Origin of the sequence: Sphingopyxis sp. (assembly GCF_051861155.1) — a bacterium.
GTDB lineage: Bacteria > Pseudomonadota > Alphaproteobacteria > Sphingomonadales > Sphingomonadaceae > Sphingopyxis.
This window is the reverse complement of sequence record NZ_JBHYDE010000001.1, coordinates 212,846-229,037: the sequence shown is the minus strand read 5'-3', so window position 1 is coordinate 229,037 and position 16,192 is coordinate 212,846. Positions and strand designations below refer to the sequence as shown.

The following is a 16,192-nucleotide window of genomic DNA, read 5'->3' as shown; positions in this document are numbered from 1 at the left end:
TATCGGCGGAGCGCAAGGGTGCCAGCGGCCCCCGCCTTCGCGGGGGCGACGGATGGGGCTTCCCTCTCTTCCGCATCCGCCCTATCGCCACCCACAATGTCCGCCGACGCGCTTCTCCCCCTCCTGAAATCCACCTTCGGTTTCGACGCCTTTCGCGGGCGGCAGGCCGATGTCGTCGATCGGGTGATGGCGGGCGAGCGGACGTTGGCGGTGATGCCGACGGGGGCGGGCAAATCGCTGACGTATCAGCTGCCCGCGGTCGCGCTGAACGGTTGCGTCGTCGTCGTGTCGCCGCTGATCGCGTTGATGCACGACCAGCTGCGCGGCGCGCGCGCGGCGGGGATCCGCGCTGCCAGCCTGACCAGCGTCGACGCCGATGGCGCCGAGACGCGGCAACGCTATCGCGACGGCGAACTTGACCTGCTCTATGTGGCGCCCGAGCGCGCGACTGGCGAAGGGTTTCGCGCGCTGCTCGAGGCGCGGAGCCCGGCGCTGTTCGCGATCGACGAGGCGCATTGCGTTTCGGAATGGGGGCATGATTTCCGTCCCGATTACCGCCTGCTGCGCCCGTTGCTCGATGCGTTTCCGGGGGTGCCGCGGCTGGCGCTGACCGCGACCGCCGACAAGCATACGCGCGAGGATATTCTTGTTCAGCTTGGCATTGCCGACGACGGGCTGATCCTCGCCGGCTTCGACCGCCCGAATATCCGCTACGCGATCCGTCCGCGCATCACCCCGGCGCGCCAGTTGGTCGAATTCATCGCCGCCAACCCCGGGCCGGGGATCGTCTATTGCCCGACGCGCAGCGGCACCGAACGGCTGGCCGAGCAACTGGCGAAGGCGACGGGGCGGCCGGTTGCCGCCTATCATGCCGGGCTCGATCCCGAGGTACGGGCGCGGGTGCAGCATGATTTTGTCGCGTCGGAGGACGGTATCGTCACCGCGACGGTCGCCTTCGGGATGGGGATCGACAAGCCCGATGTGCGCTTTGTCGCCCACGCGGCGCTGCCCAAATCGATCGAAAGCTATTATCAGGAAACCGGACGCGCCGGGCGCGATGGCGACCCCGCCGAGGCGATGATGCTGTGGGGCGCCGACGATTTCGCCAAGGCCCGGATGCGATTGTCCGAGCTGCCCGAGGCGCGGGTTCCGGGTGAACGGGTGCGGCTGAACGCGCTCGCGGCGCTGGTCGAGACGGTCGAGTGCCGCCGCGCGCAGCTGCTGCGTCATTTCGGCGAAAGCCCGCCGGGCCGCTGCGGCAATTGCGACACTTGCCTCGACCCCGCCGCCCAAGTCGATGCGACCGTGCTCGCGCAAAAGCTGCTGAGCGCGGTCTATCGCACCGGCCAAAGCTATGGCGCGGGGCATATCGAGGCGGTGCTGACCGGGCGCAGCGACGAGCGGATTGCCCAGCGCGGCCATGACAAATTGTCGGTGTTCGGCATCGTTGCGGGCGACGAGGCGCGGCTGATCAAGCCGCTGGTGCGGACGTTGGTCGCGCGCGAGGCGCTCGAAACGACCGAGCATGGCGGGCTGATGCTCGGCCCCAGCGCGCGCGCGATGATGAAGGGCGAGGCGGCGGTGCTGATCGCCGAACCGCCGGTCAAGCGCACCAAACGCGAGGTTCGCGGCGGCGCGGGGGTCGCCAACCCGGTCGGCGATCCGCTGTTCGACGCGCTGCGTAGCGTCCGGCGCGAGCTTGCCGCCGAAGCCAATGTGCCGCCCTATGTGATCTTTCACGACGCGGTGCTGCGCGCGATGGCGACCGAAAAGCCCGCGACGCTGGGCGCGATGGGGACGATTCCGGGGGTTGGCGCGAAAAAGCTCGAGGCGTGGGGCGACGCGTTTCTGGCGGTGATCCGGCACTTTTGAGCCGGCGGTCGGCCGCGCGCCTGATCGATTTCACAAATGGCTAGTCAAATTCGGAACGCGGCGCGACCGGCGCCGCCGTCATCGCCACTTCGCCTTTCATCGGGCCGCTTCGCCTTTGCGGCGCCGACCAACGAAAGGACGATAACCATGCGCTCTCCCCTCTTTCGCACGCTCGCCGCGGCATGTCTTGTCGCGCTGCCGACGACCGTACAGGCGTCCGACGCCCCCACGACCGTTCGCATCGATGTGCGTGCACTCGATCTGGCCGCGCCCGCCGACGTGACGACGGCACAGCGCCGGATTGCGCGCGCGGCGAAGGCGGCGTGCCGCAACGATACCGAGCATCTGACCGTCAAGGCGCGCCGCGCGGCGCGTCAGTGCCGCGACACGGTGCGCGGGCTGGCGCTGCAAAAGCTGCGCGCACGCCAGTCGCAGCAACTCGCCGCGCAATGAACGACGTGGCGCGATCCCTGGGGCGCCGCCGATGGTGGCGTCCCGGCATCGCTTGCAGTAGCACGGCGCGATGACGGCGCTGCTGATCCTCGATCCGATGATTCGTGGCGGCGCCATCGCGCTGTTCCTGCTGTGGATCGCAATCCTGGCGCGCGATCATGCCGACGTGCTCGCGGCGCGCGTCGCCATCGCGATGAACCTCGCGATCATCGCCTATCTGCTCGTCCCGGTCTTCCGGCCCGAGGGATCGGCGCGGTTGCCCTATGCGATCTGCGACGCGCTGTCGGTGATGGTGCCTGCCTTTTTCTGGCTGTTCGTGCGGCTGTGGTTCGATGATCAGCAGCGGATCGGCTGGCGCAGCTGGCTGCTGGTTGCGGCGTTCGGGATGCTGCCGCTGATCCAGATCGCGTTGATCGGTGCCATCGGCTGGTTCAGTCAGGAAATCTGGGTGCTGGTGCGGATCGGCATGTTCGCCTTTGCGGTGGCGGGCATGTGGATCGCGTGGCGCGGGCGCGCCAACGACCTGATCGAGGCGCGGCGCGGCTTTCGCGCGGCGCTGGTCTGTGCGATCGGCGGCTTCATCCTGCTCGCAACCTTTATCGAGATGTTTCAGAACCGCGATACGGCCCTCGACCTTGGGCGGTCCCTGACGCTGATCGCGATCGTGATCGCCACCTTCATCGTATCGGTCGGACTGTATCGCTTTCGGCTGGCCGAACTGTTCGCGGCGCCGGGTCCGCTGCCCAAACGCGCCGAGCCGGCCGCGGCGCCGTCGCCGCTTGCGCAGCGGCTGCACGCGGTGATGGCCAAGGAACGCGCCTACCGCGCCGAAGGCTTTTCGATCGCGATGCTCGCCGCGCGGCTGGGCGAGCCCGAATATCGCGTCCGCCGTGCGATCAACGGCGAAATGGGCTTTCGCAATTTCACCGCCTTTCTGAACGGCTTTCGCCTCGACGAAATCCGCAGCGCGCTCGGCGATCCGGGGCAAGGCGAGGTGCCGATCCTGACCATCGCGCTCGACGCCGGTTTCGGGTCGCTCGGCCCATTCAACCGCGCCTTTCGCGATGCCGAGGGGATGACGCCGAGCGCCTATCGCGCCCGCGCAGCGGCGGCGCGGCTGGGCGATTCCGAAATCGGCTAGCCGATTTCTACGATTACGGAGCGGGGAGGCGGCGGGCGTGCTCTATCGGGGCATCCGCAACCGCCAGGACCGCTCCGATGCTCGACGCCATTCCGCCGCTCCAGATCCTGCTCACGAAAGGCCCGATCGTCTTTGCCTTCGACTTCGGGCGCTATCTGATCGCGGCGGCGGCGGTCGCCGCGATCGTATGGAGGCTGCGCCGCACGGCGCTCCGGACGCGCAAGATCCAGGCGCGCGAGGCGACGCAGGCCGACCAGCGCCGTGAATTCGCCCAGTCGGTCCAGACGGTGGGGGTCTATACTCTGGTGTCGGCGTTCATCATCTGGGGCGTCGATACCGGGGTGCTGCACCGGTTCGAGGGCAGCTATGGCTGGGCGGGCGATCTCGCGCTGCTCGCGGCGCTGATTGTTGCGCACGATGCCTATTTCTATTGGGTCCACCGCGCGATGCACCATCCCCGGCTGTTCAAGATCTTTCACCGCGCGCATCATCGCTCGATCACCCCGACGCCATGGGCGGCGTACAGCTTTGCCATTCCCGAGGCGTTCGTGATGATCGCGTTCGTCCCGATCTGGCTGGCCTTCGTCGCGACCCCCGGATGGGTGATGCTGAGCTGGATCCTGTTCCAGATCGTCCGCAACGCGATGGGGCATGCGGGGTTCGAACTGCACCCGCGCTGGTGGCTGTCGACCCCGCTGACGCGCTGGATCAACACGACGACGCACCATGATTTGCACCATAGCGGCGGCTTCAACCGCAATTACGGGCTCTATTTCACCTGGTGGGACCGCATGATGGGGACCGAGCATCCGCATTATGCGGAGCGTTTTCACGACGTGGTGTCGCGCCCCGCGGCGCGCGACCGCGAAGCCGTGCCCGCGGCCGCCTAGCTTTCGCGCTTGTCAGTAAAACGGCGCGTCCTATACATCGCGGCGATGAGCGATTTTCGACCCCTGTCCGCCGACTATAGCGTCGCCCCGCAGATCAGCATCGCGGATGTCGCCGCGGCGAAGGCCGCGGGCTTTGCGATGATCGTCAACAACCGCCCCGACGGCGAGGAGCCCGAGGCGCCGCAGGGCGATGATATTGCCGGGGCCGCCGCCGCCGAAGGGCTGGCCTATGCGGCGATCCCGGTCGGCCATGCCGGGTTCAGCCATCCGCAGCTCGACGCGCTCGATGCGGTGCTGGCGGGGGCGACGGGGCCGGTGCTGGCTTATTGCCGGTCGGGGACGCGTTCGAGCCATCTATGGGCGCTGGCGCGCGCGCGGGCGGGCGACGATGTCGATACGATCTGCGCGGCGGCGGCGGGCGCGGGTTATGACCTGTCGGGGCTGCGCCCGATGCTGGACGCGCTGGCGGGCGAGCGGTGACGCTGGCCGAGTTGATCCAGCTCGGCGGCTCGGTGGTCGCGGTGCTGTTTGTCGTGTGGCTGGTGGGCAAGATGGGGCTGGGCGCCGATCCGCGGATCGCCGACGAGGCGCATGCGATCAGCCTCGCCGAAGAAGCCGAGGCCGGGTTTCGCGGGATCGAGGTCGCGCGCGACCGCGCGGGTTTTGCCGCCATCGTCCGCAATGCCGAGGGACGGATGATGCTGGTGCGTGCGCACGGCAATTTCTTTGCTGGTCGGCCTGTCGATGCGGCGACGGTCGGACGGCTCGACAAGGATTTTCTGACCCTGGCCATGCCCGAAAAGACCTTCGGATCGGTGACGCTGCAACTGGGGAAGGATGCGGGGATGTGGGCGAGCCGGATGCGGGATCTCAACTGTGGATAAGCTGCCCGATCCGGTCACCTATGCGATCCCGGCCTTCATCCTGCTGCTGATCGCCGAAATGATCGTCGCGCTGCGCGCCGACAAAAGCCGGTACGAGGCACGCGATACGCTGAACTCGCTGATGCTTGGCACGGGGAGCCAGGTCGCGAGCGCGCTTGTCGGCGGGATCGTGGTCGGGCTTGCGGTGTGGTTGCACCAGTACCGGCTGTTCGACATCGGGATCGATTTCAAGGGCTGGTGGTGGGCGTGGATCCTCTGCTTCTTCCTCGACGACCTCGCCTATTATGTCTTTCACCGCAGTGCGCACCGGGTGCGCTGGTTCTGGGCGAGCCATGTCATCCACCATTCCAGCCAGCATTATAATCTGTCGACCGCGCTGCGGCAGACCTGGACCGGCTTCATCAGTATCGCCTTCATTTTCCGCCTGCCGCTGTTCCTGATCGGCTTTCCGCCCGCGATGGTCTTCTTCTGCGCCGGGCTGAACCTGATCTATCAATTCTGGATCCATACCGAGGCGATCAAGCGGCTGCCGCGCTGGTTCGAGGCGGTGATGAACACCCCGTCGCATCACCGCGTCCACCACGGGGTGAACCCGCGCTACCTCGACGCGAATTACGCCGGGGTGTTCATCATCTGGGACAAGATGTTTGGCAGCTTCGTCCCCGAACGCGACGACGAGCCGGTGCGCTATGGCATCGTCAAGCAGCTCGGCAGCTTCAACATCCTGTGGGCGGCGGTGCATGAATGGGTCGGGATCGCGAAGGATGTGTGGGCGGCGCCGTGGCGGCACAAGCTGAGCTATATCTGGCGCGAACCCGGCTGGAGCCACGACGGCAGCCGGGCGACGAGCGCGATGATCAAGGAGCGCTGGGCGGCGGGGCGAGCGAGTGAGGAAGCGGCGGAGTAAATTCCGTCGCCCCCGCGAAGGCGGGGGCCGCTGGAGGTTTACGCCTTCATCGCTGAGCAAGGCTGATCGCGGCCCCCGCCTTCGCGGGGGCGACGTATGGGCTTGCCACGCTTGCTAATGACATTCATGTAAGTCCCGATTGACCACCGAACCGGTGGCGAGGGGAGCGGCGCGCATGAGTCTTGGGGATCAGTTCGACATCATCGTCATCGGCGGCGGCAGCGCCGGGAGCGCGGCGGCGGGGCGGCTTGCGGAAGATGGGACGCGGAAGGTGTGTCTGGTCGAGGCGGGCGGGACCAACGACATCGTGCGTGTCAAGACGCCGGGGTTCATGCCGTTCATCCCCAAATCGTCAAACTATCGTTATGACACGCTGCCGCAGCCGGGGCTGAACGGGCGCACCGGATACCAGCCGCGCGGGCGCGGGCTGGGCGGGTCGAGCGCGATCAATGCGATGGTCTATATCCGCGGCCACCAATTCGATTACGACCAGTGGGCAGCGCTGGGCGCGACCGGGTGGAGCTATGCCGACGTGCTCCCCTGGTTCAAGCGCAGCGAGGGCAATGAGCGCGGCGGCGATGAGTTTCATGGGGGCGACGGGCCGCTCAATGTGATGGACCAGCGCTGGCCGAATGTGACCAGCCGCCGCTTTGTCGAGAGCGCCGCGACGCTGCAATTGCCGCGCACCGCCGATTTCAACGGCGCGCATCAGGAAGGTTTCGGCCTGTATCAGGTGACGCAGAAGGACGGCGAACGCTGGTCGGCGGCGCGCGCCTATGTCGAACCGCTGCGCGGGCGGGCGAACCTCGACATTCGCACAAAGGCGCTGGTCGAAAAGATCCTGGTCGAAAATGGGCGCGCGGTGGGGGTCGTGATCCGCCGCGGGTCGCGGCGCGAAACGCTGCGCGCGCGCGGCGGGGTGGTGCTGTCGGCGGGGGCGTTCGGCAGCCCGCAGATTTTGATGCTATCGGGGATCGGTCCGGCGGCGCACTTGCGGGACCAGGGCATCGACGTGGTCGTCGACCGCGCCGGGGTGGGCGCCGATCTGCAGGACCATATCGATTATGTGTCGAGCTGGGAAACCCGCTCGACCGAGCCGCTTGGCGACAGTCTGGGGGGTAGCTGGCGGATGGTGAAGGCGATCGTCGAGCATCGGTTCAGGCGCACCGGGATCATGACGACCTGTTTCGCCGAGGCGGGCGGCTTCTGGAAATCGTCGCCCGACCTGCCCGCGCCCGACATTCAATATCATTTTGTCCCCGCGATGCTGGAGGATCATGGCCGGACCAAGGTGAAGGGGCACGGCTTTTCGTGCCACGCCTGTGTGCTGCGCCCCGAAAGCCGCGGATCGGTGCGGCTGGTGTCGCGCGATGCCGCCGCGGCGCCCGCGATCGACCCGGGGTTCCTGACCGACGAGCGCGACATCGCGACTTTGCGGGCCGGGGTGCGGATGATGCACCGCATCGTCGCGGCGCCGCCGCTGGCGGACTATGTGGGGAGCGACCGGCATCCGGTGAACATCGACGACGATGCCGCGCTAGACGGCCTGATCCGCAGCCGCGCCGACACCGTCTATCACCCGGTAGGGACATGCCGGATGGGCAGTGATGCTGGTGCGGTGGTCGATCCGACGTTGAAGCTGAAGGGCGTCGAGGGGCTGTGGGTCGCCGATGCGAGCATCATGCCGCGGCTGGTGTCCGGGAACACGAACGCGCCGAGCATCATGATTGGCGAGCGCGCGTCGGATTTTGTGAAGGCGGCTTTGGCCTGATCGATCTCGTCATCCCGGCGAAGGCCGGGATCTCGCCGGTGCGTAAAACCGCGAGGTAGAGATCCCGGCCTTCGCCGGGATGACGGAACTTAGAGACACGCCTCCGCCAGCAAGCGCCCGCTCCCCGTCAGCCCATAGCGGCTCGTTGGCGGCCGGCCATCGAGCACGTCGCGCTGTACCAGCCCGTGTTTGCCCAGCGCTGCCAGCCCCTGCGACAGCGCGCGCGGGGTGGCGGGCGCCAGCAGCCGTGACAGCGCGTTGAAACGGTCGTGACCCGCACCGATCCCGGCGACCAGCGGCAATCCCCAGCGCGTTGCGGCGCCCGGCGGCAGCCCGACCGCGCCCTGCGCCGCGGCGATCATCGCGGCGCGCGCGGCGGCAGCCTCTCCTGCTTCGGTCAAGATATATTCGGGGCGCAGCGGGTGGCCGTGGCCGGGGTTGCGCGCGATCCAGCCGATTGTCGCCGCGGCTTCCAGCGTGCGCGTCAGGCTGTCGCGCGGCAGCGCCAGCCGGTGGATCAGCTCGACGAAACGTGCGCCGCGATGCGCCGCCAGATCGGCGAGCAGCGGCACCAGCCAGCGGTGGCTGCCGAGCTGGACGAGCAGCGGATCGGGCGTGCTTGACGGCATTTACAAGTAACTATACAAACCGGACCATAGGTGCAAGCGCATTGGCAAAGGGAGGCTGCGAGATGGCATTGGAAATCGGATCCGAACTCACCTGCTCGATGGGGGTGACCGACATGACCGCGTCGATCGCCTGGTACGAACGGGTGATGCACTGCAAATTGCTCTACCGCGCCGACGAGATCGGCTGGTGCGAACTCGCGAGCCCGATGGCGGGGGTCAATATCGGGCTGAGCGAGGTCGAGAGCGTGGGGCAGGGTGGCGGCGCGACCAATGTGTTCGAGGTCGCCGACATCGACGCGGCGAAAGCGCATCTCGACGCCGAAGGGGTACGGCAGGACGGCGACATCCGGCATATCCCGGGACTGGTCAAACTGATCACCTTCTATGATCCCGACGGCAACGCCTTCATGTTTTCGCGCTCGGAAATCGCGGCATGACGGTGCGGTGGGGGCTGGCGGCGCTGCTGGCGATCGCGGCCCCGGCCGCCGCCACCGAGCCGGCGTCACCTATCGCCGCGGCGCCCGCGCCGTCGCTCGCGGCGTGGCATGGGACATGGGTCGGCGAGGGAACCGCCTTCGGCAGGGCGGCGACCGCGACGCTGGCAATCGAACCAGCGGCAGAGGGCGGCGCGACGGCGCTCATTTACCAGCTGGCGATCCCGGGAACCCCGGCCATCGCTTACGGCGCGGAGGCAATTTACCGCGTCGACGGCAAAGGCCGGGTGCGCGGCAGCTGGACCGACAGCACAGGCCGCACGCGCCCGATTGGCGGGCGGCTGGCTGTTTCGGAATGGGTCAATTTCTGGGGTAGCGCCGATGTTGAAATCGGCCGCTCGACCTATGTCCTCGAAGCGCCCGACCGGCTGCTGGCCAGCGATTCGGTGTTGCAGGATGATGGCAGCTGGCGCGTCTTTGCGACGCTGCGTTTTCGGCGAAAACCCTGAAATCATCCATTTTTTAGCGCGCCCTGTGTCGCGCACAAAAAAAGAGGGCCGGGACTTGCGTCCCGGCCCAGCCTTTCAGGCTCTCCCCTCCTGAAACTGTTGACGCAATGAATGCCATATTAATGTCATGTTGGGAAGGCCTAAATGTGCGGCAGCGCTGCCTAAATATTGTGCAGTGCAGCGTGCAGGATAAAGGGGCCGGTTCGCACCCGAACCGGCCCCATTTTTCTTAGAACGTCTTGCGCGCGGTAATGCCAAAGGTGCGCGGCTGGCCGACGGTATAGCCGAGCCGCGCCCGGCCGCCGCGTTCACGATCGAACGACAGCAGGGCGTTTTCGTCGAAGAGATTGTTGACATAGGCGATCAGCGACAGGCCGTTGTCGAAGTCGACCCCGGCGCTGAGGTTGACCAGCTGATAGTCGGGCAATTGCAGGTCGACCGTCGTCGCCGAACCCGCCGGCGCGCCGCCGAACGGCAGGCCGTGGACAAAGGTGCGCGGGTTGTTTTCCTGATCCGCCGGCTGGGTAAAGCGGGTGCCGACATGCTGCACCGACGCGGCGACATACATGTTAGCGGTATCGCCGATCGGCCATTCATAGCTGCCCGACGCCGACAGCTGGAATTTCGGCACCGACGGTAGGCGGTTGCCCTCGCGAATCCCCGTCGCGGTGGCGAGCACACCGGGCAAGGTGGTGTCGAACTCCGCCTCGATGATGCTGCCCGACAGGTTGAAATCGAGCCCGTCGGCGGGTGACAGCCCGAGTTCGAATTCGACCCCCATCGAATGCGCCTTGTCGACGTTGAAGACGATGCGCGACGAACAGCTGCCGGCGTCGAGGGTCACCTGAAGGTTCTTGATGTCGTTGTAGAAACCCGCGGCGTTGAAGGTGAAGCCGCGGCCCTGCGACTTGATCCCCAGCTCGTAATTCCACAGGGTTTCGTCGTCATAGTCCTGGAAACCGCCGAACAGCGCCGCGTCGGCGGGGGTGCAGAGCGGCAGGTTGAGCGGATCATTGACCCCGCCAAGGCGGAAGCCCTTGGACGCCTGGGCGTTGACCGTCACGCTGTCGCTGACATCATAGGACAGCAGGAAGCGCGGGGTGAAGCCGCTCGATTTGGTGCTGTCGGTGCGGTTGTCGAGGTTCGAGAACAGCCCGCCCGATTTGAAGCTGCGCGTTTCCTTGAAGTCGTAATAACGCCCGCCCGCGGTCGCGGTGAACGCGTCGCTGAGGTCGTAGCTGACTTCGCCGAAGATCGCGAACTGCTTGATGTCATAGGGCAGGTCGGCGTTGTACGGCGAGTTGGCGGGGAAGCCGTTGCGCGTCGCCGCCGAGGTGCCGGCGCCGAGTGTCGCGTCGGTCACCGCGTCATAGCCGGGGGTCGGCAGCCGCTGGGCATAGACGCGGTCGACCTTTGAATAAAAGCCGCCGATGACCCACTGGAACGGGCTGTCGTTATCCGACGCGATGCGCAATTCCTGCGACCAGGTTTCCAGGTCGGTGGTATCGACCAGGTTCGACGGCAGCAGCACGCCCGCGGCGGGATAGCCAAGGTCGACCGACACCGATCCGGTGAGCGCGCTGGCGTCGCGGCTGACCAGGATGTCGCGGTTGATATAGCTGGTCACCGAGGTCAGCTTGGCGCCGCCCAGCCCGATATTGAGGTTGAGGTCGGCGATCAGCGTTTCGTCTTCGAACCCTTCGCGCAGCAGCAGATATTGCTCGCGCTCGTCAAAGATGACCTGCGGCCGCGTCGTCGTGAAGCGGTTGCCATAGAGATTGTGGATCTCCTGGCGGTTGAAGCCGTCGGCGGTGATCTTTTGATAGATGACGCGCGGGGTGATCGACAGATTGTCGCTGGGTTCGAAGGTCAGCGCGAGGCGGCCGCCATAGCGTTCGCCGCTGTTGACATCGTCGCCGCCCGCCGGGCCAATGGCGTTGATGAAGCCGCCGTAGCGGGTGTAATAGCCGACCGCGCGCAGCGCCGCCTTGTCACCCATCGGGATATTGACCGCGCCTTTCAGGTGGCCGCCGATGTCGTCGCCGTCGACGAGGTTGAGGTTCGCCTCGACGCTGCCTTCCATCACCCCGATCTTGGGCTGGTTGGTGATGTAGCGGATGGTGCCGCCGACCGAACCCGAACCGAACAACGTACCCTGCGGTCCGCGCAGCGTTTCGACGCGGTTGAGGTCGTAGAGGTCGATGTCAGGGGTGAACAGCGAGAGCGAGATCACGCTTTCGTCGAGATAGACCCCGACCTGTTCCTTGACGCCGGGCTGGTCGCGGACGACCTGGCCGGCGGAAACGCCGCGCACCGACACCTGGCTCTGCCCCGGCCCGAGGTTCTGGACCGACAGCCCGGCGACGTTGCGCGACAGGTCTTCCAGCGTCACGGCGCCCGATTTCTGAATATCCTCGGCTGTCTGGGCGTTGATCGAGAAGGGAATGTCCTGAAGATTGGCGTCGCGCTTGGTCGCGGTGACGATGATGATGTTGCTGTCGTCGGCTTCGGCGCCGGCATCCTGGGCCAGCGCGGGCGTGCCAATAGTAGCCAGCGCGAGCGTCGAAAGCCCGGCCAGCAGCATAGTGCGAGCATGCATGGTGATATCCTCTCTGTACAAGCGCGCGGCTATCTTGCCGCGTCGCGCCGCGAGAGGTGCGCCTTTTGTAACAATTTCGCAATGGCGCATGAATGTTGCGCAAAAAATCGCCGCGACATGTTGCACCGCGGCCACAGTATAAAAAATGGCCGGGGCATCGGCCCCGGCCCGTGGCCGTTCGGGCCACAAAAATAATGGCCGGGGACAAGACCCCGGCCCGTGGCCGTTCGGGCCACAAAAAAAATGGCCGGGGACAAGACCCCGGCCAGTGGTTCGCAGGAGGAACCTGGTGAGGATCCCGCCGCCGCCGTTTGAAAGGAGAAAGAGCGTGCGGCGGCGGGTATCCTGTCTCGTCAGAAGTTGTAGGCGCGCTCCCCATGTTCGGCGAGGTCGAGCCCTTCCTGCTCGACGTCCTTCGACGGGCGCAGGCCGATGGTATATTTGAGGCCGAGGAACAGCACCGCGCTGACCACGCCGGTCCACAGCACTGTGGTGCCGACGGCCCAGATCTGCGTCATCACCTGGCCGGTCAGGTCGAACTCGCCGGCCTTGGCGACGGGCGCGGTATAGTCGATCCAGCCCTGGCCGCCCCACGCCGGGTTGGCGACGAAGCCGGTGCCGATCGCGCCGACGATGCCGCCGACGGCGTGGATGCCGAACACGTCGAGCGAGTCGTCATATTTGAACTTCTTCTTCACCGTGGTGACGAAGAAGAAACAGACCAGCGAGGCGACCGCACCGAGCAGGATCGCGGTGCCGGGGTGGGCGAAGCCCGCCGCCGGAGTGATCGCGACCAGACCGGCGACGACACCCGAAACGCCGCCCAGCAGCGAGGGTTTCTTGTGGATGATCTGCTCGATGATCGCCCAGGTCGCGCCCGCGGCTGCGGTGGCGACGAGCGTGTTGATAAAGGCCAGCGCGCCGAACGCATTGGCTTCGAGACCCGAACCGGCGTTGAAACCGAACCAGCCGATCCACAGCAACGAGGCGCCGATCATCGTCATGACCAGGTTGTGCGGGGGCATTGGTTCCGAATTATAGCCCATGCGCGGGCCGATCACGATGCAGCCGACCAGACCGGCGATGCCTGCGTTGATGTGGACGACGGTGCCGCCGGCAAAGTCGAGCGCGCCCCAGCCCCACAGCAGGCCCATGTCGGTCGGCGCGGCGTGCAGGAAGTCGGGGCCAGCCCAGTACCAGACCATGTGCGCGATCGGGAAATAGGCGAGCGTTAGCCACAGCACCGTGAAGATGATGAGCGGCGTGAACTTCACGCGCTCCGCAAACGCCCCGACGATCAGCGCCGGCGTGATGCAGGCGAAGGTCATCTGGAAGACCACGAAGACATATTCGGGGAGGTACACCCCGTTCGAGAAGGTCGCGGCGAAGGTCGTGACGTCGACCCCCGCGAGGAACGCCTTGTCGAGCCCGCCGACAAGCGTCGGGAAGGGCGTGCCGGTCGAGGTGAAGGCCATCGAATAGCCCCAGCTGAACCAGACCAGCGCGGCGACGCAGACGATCGTCAGCACCTGCATCAGCACCGACAGCATATTCTTGGCACGGACAAGACCACCATAAAACAGCGCCAGCGCGGGCACCGACATCATCAGCACCAAAGCCGATGCGACGAGCATCCAGGCCACATCGCCCTTGCTCACCATCTCGGCCGTGGGCACGAAAGCGGCGGGAGCCGCCGCTTCGGCAGCAGGCGCCGCCGGTGCGGCCACCGCGGTCGCGGCTTCCTGCGCCCAGACGGGTAGCGCGGCGAACAGCGACAGGCCCGCGGCCCCGGCGCCCGCCGCAAATTTATTTGCGAACGTCATATTGTCCCCCTTTGTCATCACAGTGCCGCCTCTCCGGTCTCGCCAGTGCGGATCCGCACCGCCTGACCCACGTCGAGGACGAAAATCTTGCCGTCGCCGATCGAACCGGTGCCGGCGCTTTGCTGAAGCGTTTCGACCACCCGCGGCGCCAGTGCGTCGTTGCAGACCAGCTCGATCTTCACCTTCGGCACCATGTTGGTGGCATATTCGGCGCCGCGGTAGATTTCGGTCTGTCCCTTTTGCCGGCCGAACCCCTTGACCTCGGTCACGGTCATGCCGGCGATACCCAAGCCGGTGAGCGCTTCGCGCACCTCGTCGAGCTTGAATGGTTTAATGATTGCCAGGATCAATTTCATGATGCCCCCTTTTGCCAATAGCACCATGTTGCACTGCAACAGCCGTGCCAGATTGCGCACGGTGCGGAAAAGTTAACATTTTGTGACGGTTTTTGTCGGGTAGGACGAATAATCGGTCGTTTGCTGGGCAGGCGAGGCAGGGGATTGCCTATAATTTGGGCACGCAATAATTCGCCCTCTCCTTCAGGGGAGGGCAGCGAGACTTACGAACTTGTTCGTTAGTCGCAGCGGGTGGGGGCCAAGGCCTGGCGCAAGGTTTCGGGGCCCCACCCCAACCCCTCCCCTGAAGGGGAGGGGCTTTATGGGTGCTTCGAGGCCGCCCTGAACCGCGCCCAGATCGGCAGATGATCCGACGCCCGCGCCGCCAGCGCGCTGCGATGCACCCCGGCATCGACCGCCTCAAGGTCGGGCGAGGCGAAGATGCGGTCGAGCCGGGCGACCGGTCGGCGGCTGTGGAAACTGTGGCCGGTGTCGACGAGCCGATGACGCTCGCCGAAATCGTGCAGGCAGCCGCCCGTCGCGCGCCATTCGTTGCAGTCGCCCATCAATATCGTCGGCAGGTCTTCGCCCTCGGCGACATGGTTCAGGATCGCGCGCGCCTGCTGGCGGCGGCGCAGCCCCGAAATGTCGAGGTGCATGCCGACGACGCGCAATCGTGTCTCGCCGATGCGGATCGTCGCGGCGACGGCGCCGCGCGGTTCGAGCGTCGGCAGGTGCAGTGCGTGGCTTTCCTCGACCTCGGCGCCCTTGCGGACCAGCAGCGCATTGCCGTGCCAGCCGATGCTGTGCGGGCGTCCGCTCAGCCCGATCGGCACATAATCGCTATGCTCGTCGAACATATGCGGCGGGATGGCGCTGGCGCGTGTGCCGAAACGCCGGTCGGCCTCCTGCAGCGCGACGATATCGGCGTCGAGCTCGCCCAGCACCGACAGCACCCGCCCGGGATCGCGGCGGCGGTCGAGCCCGATGCCCTTGCGCATATTGTAACTGGCAACTTTGATCATGGGAGAGTCTTGGCGTGACCTTGAATCCGTTTGTGCTGAGCTTGTCGAAGCACTGTCCTTCTTCCTTTCAAAGGGAAAAACGGTCCTTCGACAAGCTCAGGACGAACGGATGAGGAGATGGGTTGCGTTCAGCCCGCCTCAAATTCCGCCAGCAATGCCCGCGCTTCGTCCAGATCCTCGTCGAGCACCATGATCCGCACGGGGATCATCATCCCGACGCTTTCGGCGATGTTCATCCCCGCGTCGAAGCAGACCGCGTGAACCCCGGCGCTTTCGATCCGCCCGCGCAGCAGCTCGGCTTCGGCGCCGTTCGGAATTCGCACCAGTTCGACCAGCGGCATCAGGCAGTCTCGCCTTCGATGAAACGGTCGGTCGCGCGCGTTGGCAGGCCGTCGATGCTTTTGGTGCGCCCCTGCGTCTTTTCGACCCACAGCGCGCGGTCGGCCTGGCGGTGATATTTTTGCAGCGTGTCGCGCTCGTGTTGCAGCTCCATCATCGGCACTCCCCAGCCGCAGCTGGTTTGGACGCTTTCCACATCAATGACGAAAATCTGGCGGGTGCCGGGCAGCAGGGTGAAATGCGCCGCAAGCGCGCTCCATTCACCGTCCTGCGGCAGCACCGGGCGCCCGCGGCCATAGATGCGCAGGATCAGCGCGCTGCGATCAAAGGCGCAAAACATGATGGTGATCCGGCCATCGGCGGCAAGGTGCGCGTGGGTTTCGTTGCCCGACCCGGCAAGGTCGAGATAGGCGACCTGCGTCGCGGACAACACGCGAAAGCTGTCGGCATAGCCCTTGGGCGACAGGTTGATCCGCGCATCGGCGGCGGCGGTCGCGGTGAAATAGACCGGCTGTTTCTCGATGAAGGCGATATGTTTTTCGGTCAGCGTGTCGGTAAAGTCGGCCATGACTGGGCTCCGC

The 16,192-nt window shown here is 66.0% G+C and carries 17 protein-coding genes; 10 read left to right on the top strand and 7 right to left on the bottom strand.

Features of this window, described 5'->3' with window-relative positions:
• Positions 1-96 precede the first annotated feature (96 nt).
• From recQ to ACTIFP_RS01080, 8 genes are all read left to right on the top strand, one after another.
• Positions 97-1,872 (top strand): DNA helicase RecQ, encoded by a 1,776-nt coding sequence (recQ, locus tag ACTIFP_RS01115; protein WP_439566883.1) that lies wholly within the window; start codon positions 97-99, stop codon positions 1,870-1,872.
• Between the two features lie 147 nt (positions 1,873-2,019).
• A complete protein-coding gene (locus tag ACTIFP_RS01110; protein WP_439566882.1) occupies positions 2,020-2,325 on the top strand; it encodes a UrcA family protein in 306 nt (101 codons plus the stop codon).
• A gap of 70 nt (positions 2,326-2,395) precedes the next feature.
• Positions 2,396-3,466 (top strand): helix-turn-helix domain-containing protein, encoded by a 1,071-nt coding sequence (locus ACTIFP_RS01105; RefSeq protein ID WP_439566881.1) that lies wholly within the window; start codon positions 2,396-2,398, stop codon positions 3,464-3,466.
• A 77-nt stretch (positions 3,467-3,543) separates the two neighbouring features.
• Positions 3,544-4,356 carry a sterol desaturase family protein gene (locus ACTIFP_RS01100; protein ID WP_439566880.1) on the top strand — a complete coding sequence of 271 codons (813 nt, stop codon included), beginning with the start codon at positions 3,544-3,546 and terminating at the stop codon, positions 4,354-4,356.
• 45 nt (positions 4,357-4,401) lie between these two features.
• Positions 4,402-4,836 carry a TIGR01244 family sulfur transferase gene (locus ACTIFP_RS01095; protein WP_439566879.1) on the top strand — a complete coding sequence of 145 codons (435 nt, stop codon included), beginning with the start codon at positions 4,402-4,404 and terminating at the stop codon, positions 4,834-4,836.
• Positions 4,833-5,240, top strand: coding sequence for a hypothetical protein (locus ACTIFP_RS01090; protein WP_439566878.1), 408 nt, complete (start codon positions 4,833-4,835; stop codon positions 5,238-5,240). Before ACTIFP_RS01095 ends, ACTIFP_RS01090 begins: the two co-directional genes overlap by 4 nt.
• A complete protein-coding gene (locus ACTIFP_RS01085) occupies positions 5,233-6,147 on the top strand; it encodes a sterol desaturase family protein (protein WP_439566877.1) in 915 nt (304 codons plus the stop codon). Before ACTIFP_RS01090 ends, ACTIFP_RS01085 begins: the two co-directional genes overlap by 8 nt.
• A 175-nt stretch (positions 6,148-6,322) precedes the next feature.
• Positions 6,323-7,918, top strand: coding sequence for a GMC family oxidoreductase (locus tag ACTIFP_RS01080; RefSeq protein ID WP_439566876.1), 1,596 nt, complete (start codon positions 6,323-6,325; stop codon positions 7,916-7,918).
• A gap of 89 nt (positions 7,919-8,007) precedes the next feature.
• Here the strand turns inward: ACTIFP_RS01080 and ACTIFP_RS01075 are convergent, their stop codons facing one another.
• A complete protein-coding gene (locus ACTIFP_RS01075; protein ID WP_439566875.1) occupies positions 8,008-8,547 on the bottom strand; it encodes a winged helix-turn-helix transcriptional regulator in 540 nt (179 codons plus the stop codon).
• Between the two features lie 62 nt (positions 8,548-8,609).
• On the opposite strand from ACTIFP_RS01075, the gene ACTIFP_RS01070 reads away from it, so the two are divergent.
• Both ACTIFP_RS01070 and ACTIFP_RS01065 read left to right on the top strand, forming a co-directional pair.
• Positions 8,610-8,984, top strand: coding sequence for a VOC family protein (locus ACTIFP_RS01070; RefSeq protein ID WP_439566874.1), 375 nt, complete (start codon positions 8,610-8,612; stop codon positions 8,982-8,984).
• Entirely contained in the window at positions 8,981-9,490 is a 510-nt protein-coding gene (locus ACTIFP_RS01065; RefSeq protein ID WP_439566873.1) for a hypothetical protein, read from the top strand. The genes ACTIFP_RS01070 and ACTIFP_RS01065 overlap by 4 nt, the downstream gene beginning before the upstream one ends.
• A 229-nt stretch (positions 9,491-9,719) precedes the next feature.
• Here the strand turns inward: ACTIFP_RS01065 and ACTIFP_RS01060 are convergent, their stop codons facing one another.
• From ACTIFP_RS01060 to ACTIFP_RS01035, 6 genes are all read right to left on the bottom strand, one after another.
• The gene (locus ACTIFP_RS01060; protein WP_439566872.1) at positions 9,720-12,089 is read right to left on the bottom strand and encodes a TonB-dependent receptor; all 2,370 of its coding nucleotides are present in this window, start codon (positions 12,087-12,089) and stop codon (positions 9,720-9,722) included.
• Between the two features lie 353 nt (positions 12,090-12,442).
• Entirely contained in the window at positions 12,443-13,912 is a 1,470-nt protein-coding gene (locus ACTIFP_RS01055; RefSeq protein WP_439566871.1) for an ammonium transporter, read from the bottom strand.
• Between the two features lie 17 nt (positions 13,913-13,929).
• A complete protein-coding gene (locus tag ACTIFP_RS01050; protein ID WP_439566870.1) occupies positions 13,930-14,268 on the bottom strand; it encodes a P-II family nitrogen regulator in 339 nt (112 codons plus the stop codon).
• A 299-nt stretch (positions 14,269-14,567) separates the two neighbouring features.
• Positions 14,568-15,272, bottom strand: a complete 705-nt coding sequence (locus ACTIFP_RS01045) for an endonuclease/exonuclease/phosphatase family protein (protein ID WP_439566869.1) — start codon at positions 15,270-15,272, stop codon at positions 14,568-14,570.
• 128 nt (positions 15,273-15,400) lie between these two features.
• Entirely contained in the window at positions 15,401-15,613 is a 213-nt protein-coding gene (locus ACTIFP_RS01040; RefSeq protein WP_439566868.1) for a putative signal transducing protein, read from the bottom strand.
• Positions 15,613-16,179: a pyridoxamine 5'-phosphate oxidase family protein gene (locus ACTIFP_RS01035; RefSeq protein ID WP_439566867.1), complete on the bottom strand. Its 567-nt coding sequence runs from the start codon at positions 16,177-16,179 to the stop codon at positions 15,613-15,615. The genes ACTIFP_RS01040 and ACTIFP_RS01035 overlap by 1 nt, the downstream gene beginning before the upstream one ends.
• Positions 16,180-16,192: the final 13 nt, after the last annotated feature.

What these genes read in the sequence shown, in the direction of transcription:
- ACTIFP_RS01075 (WP_439566875.1), bottom strand. Translation starts at nt 8,547, where the DNA reads ATGCCGTCAAGCACGCCCGATCCGCTGCTCGTCCAGCTCGGCAGCCAC.
- ACTIFP_RS01100 (WP_439566880.1), top strand. Translation starts at nt 3,544, where the DNA reads ATGCTCGACGCCATTCCGCCGCTCCAGATCCTGCTCACGAAAGGCCCG.
- ACTIFP_RS01050 (WP_439566870.1), bottom strand. Translation starts at nt 14,268, where the DNA reads ATGAAATTGATCCTGGCAATCATTAAACCATTCAAGCTCGACGAGGTG.
- ACTIFP_RS01035 (WP_439566867.1), bottom strand. Translation starts at nt 16,179, where the DNA reads ATGGCCGACTTTACCGACACGCTGACCGAAAAACATATCGCCTTCATC.
- ACTIFP_RS01045 (WP_439566869.1), bottom strand. Translation starts at nt 15,272, where the DNA reads ATGATCAAAGTTGCCAGTTACAATATGCGCAAGGGCATCGGGCTCGAC.
- ACTIFP_RS01105 (WP_439566881.1), top strand. Translation starts at nt 2,396, where the DNA reads ATGACGGCGCTGCTGATCCTCGATCCGATGATTCGTGGCGGCGCCATC.
- ACTIFP_RS01065 (WP_439566873.1), top strand. Translation starts at nt 8,981, where the DNA reads ATGACGGTGCGGTGGGGGCTGGCGGCGCTGCTGGCGATCGCGGCCCCG.
- ACTIFP_RS01040 (WP_439566868.1), bottom strand. Translation starts at nt 15,613, where the DNA reads ATGCCGCTGGTCGAACTGGTGCGAATTCCGAACGGCGCCGAAGCCGAG.
- ACTIFP_RS01110 (WP_439566882.1), top strand. Translation starts at nt 2,020, where the DNA reads ATGCGCTCTCCCCTCTTTCGCACGCTCGCCGCGGCATGTCTTGTCGCG.
- ACTIFP_RS01080 (WP_439566876.1), top strand. Translation starts at nt 6,323, where the DNA reads ATGAGTCTTGGGGATCAGTTCGACATCATCGTCATCGGCGGCGGCAGC.
- recQ (WP_439566883.1), top strand. Translation starts at nt 97, where the DNA reads ATGTCCGCCGACGCGCTTCTCCCCCTCCTGAAATCCACCTTCGGTTTC.
- ACTIFP_RS01095 (WP_439566879.1), top strand. Translation starts at nt 4,402, where the DNA reads ATGAGCGATTTTCGACCCCTGTCCGCCGACTATAGCGTCGCCCCGCAG.
- ACTIFP_RS01060 (WP_439566872.1), bottom strand. Translation starts at nt 12,089, where the DNA reads ATGCATGCTCGCACTATGCTGCTGGCCGGGCTTTCGACGCTCGCGCTG.
- ACTIFP_RS01070 (WP_439566874.1), top strand. Translation starts at nt 8,610, where the DNA reads ATGGCATTGGAAATCGGATCCGAACTCACCTGCTCGATGGGGGTGACC.
- ACTIFP_RS01055 (WP_439566871.1), bottom strand. Translation starts at nt 13,912, where the DNA reads ATGACGTTCGCAAATAAATTTGCGGCGGGCGCCGGGGCCGCGGGCCTG.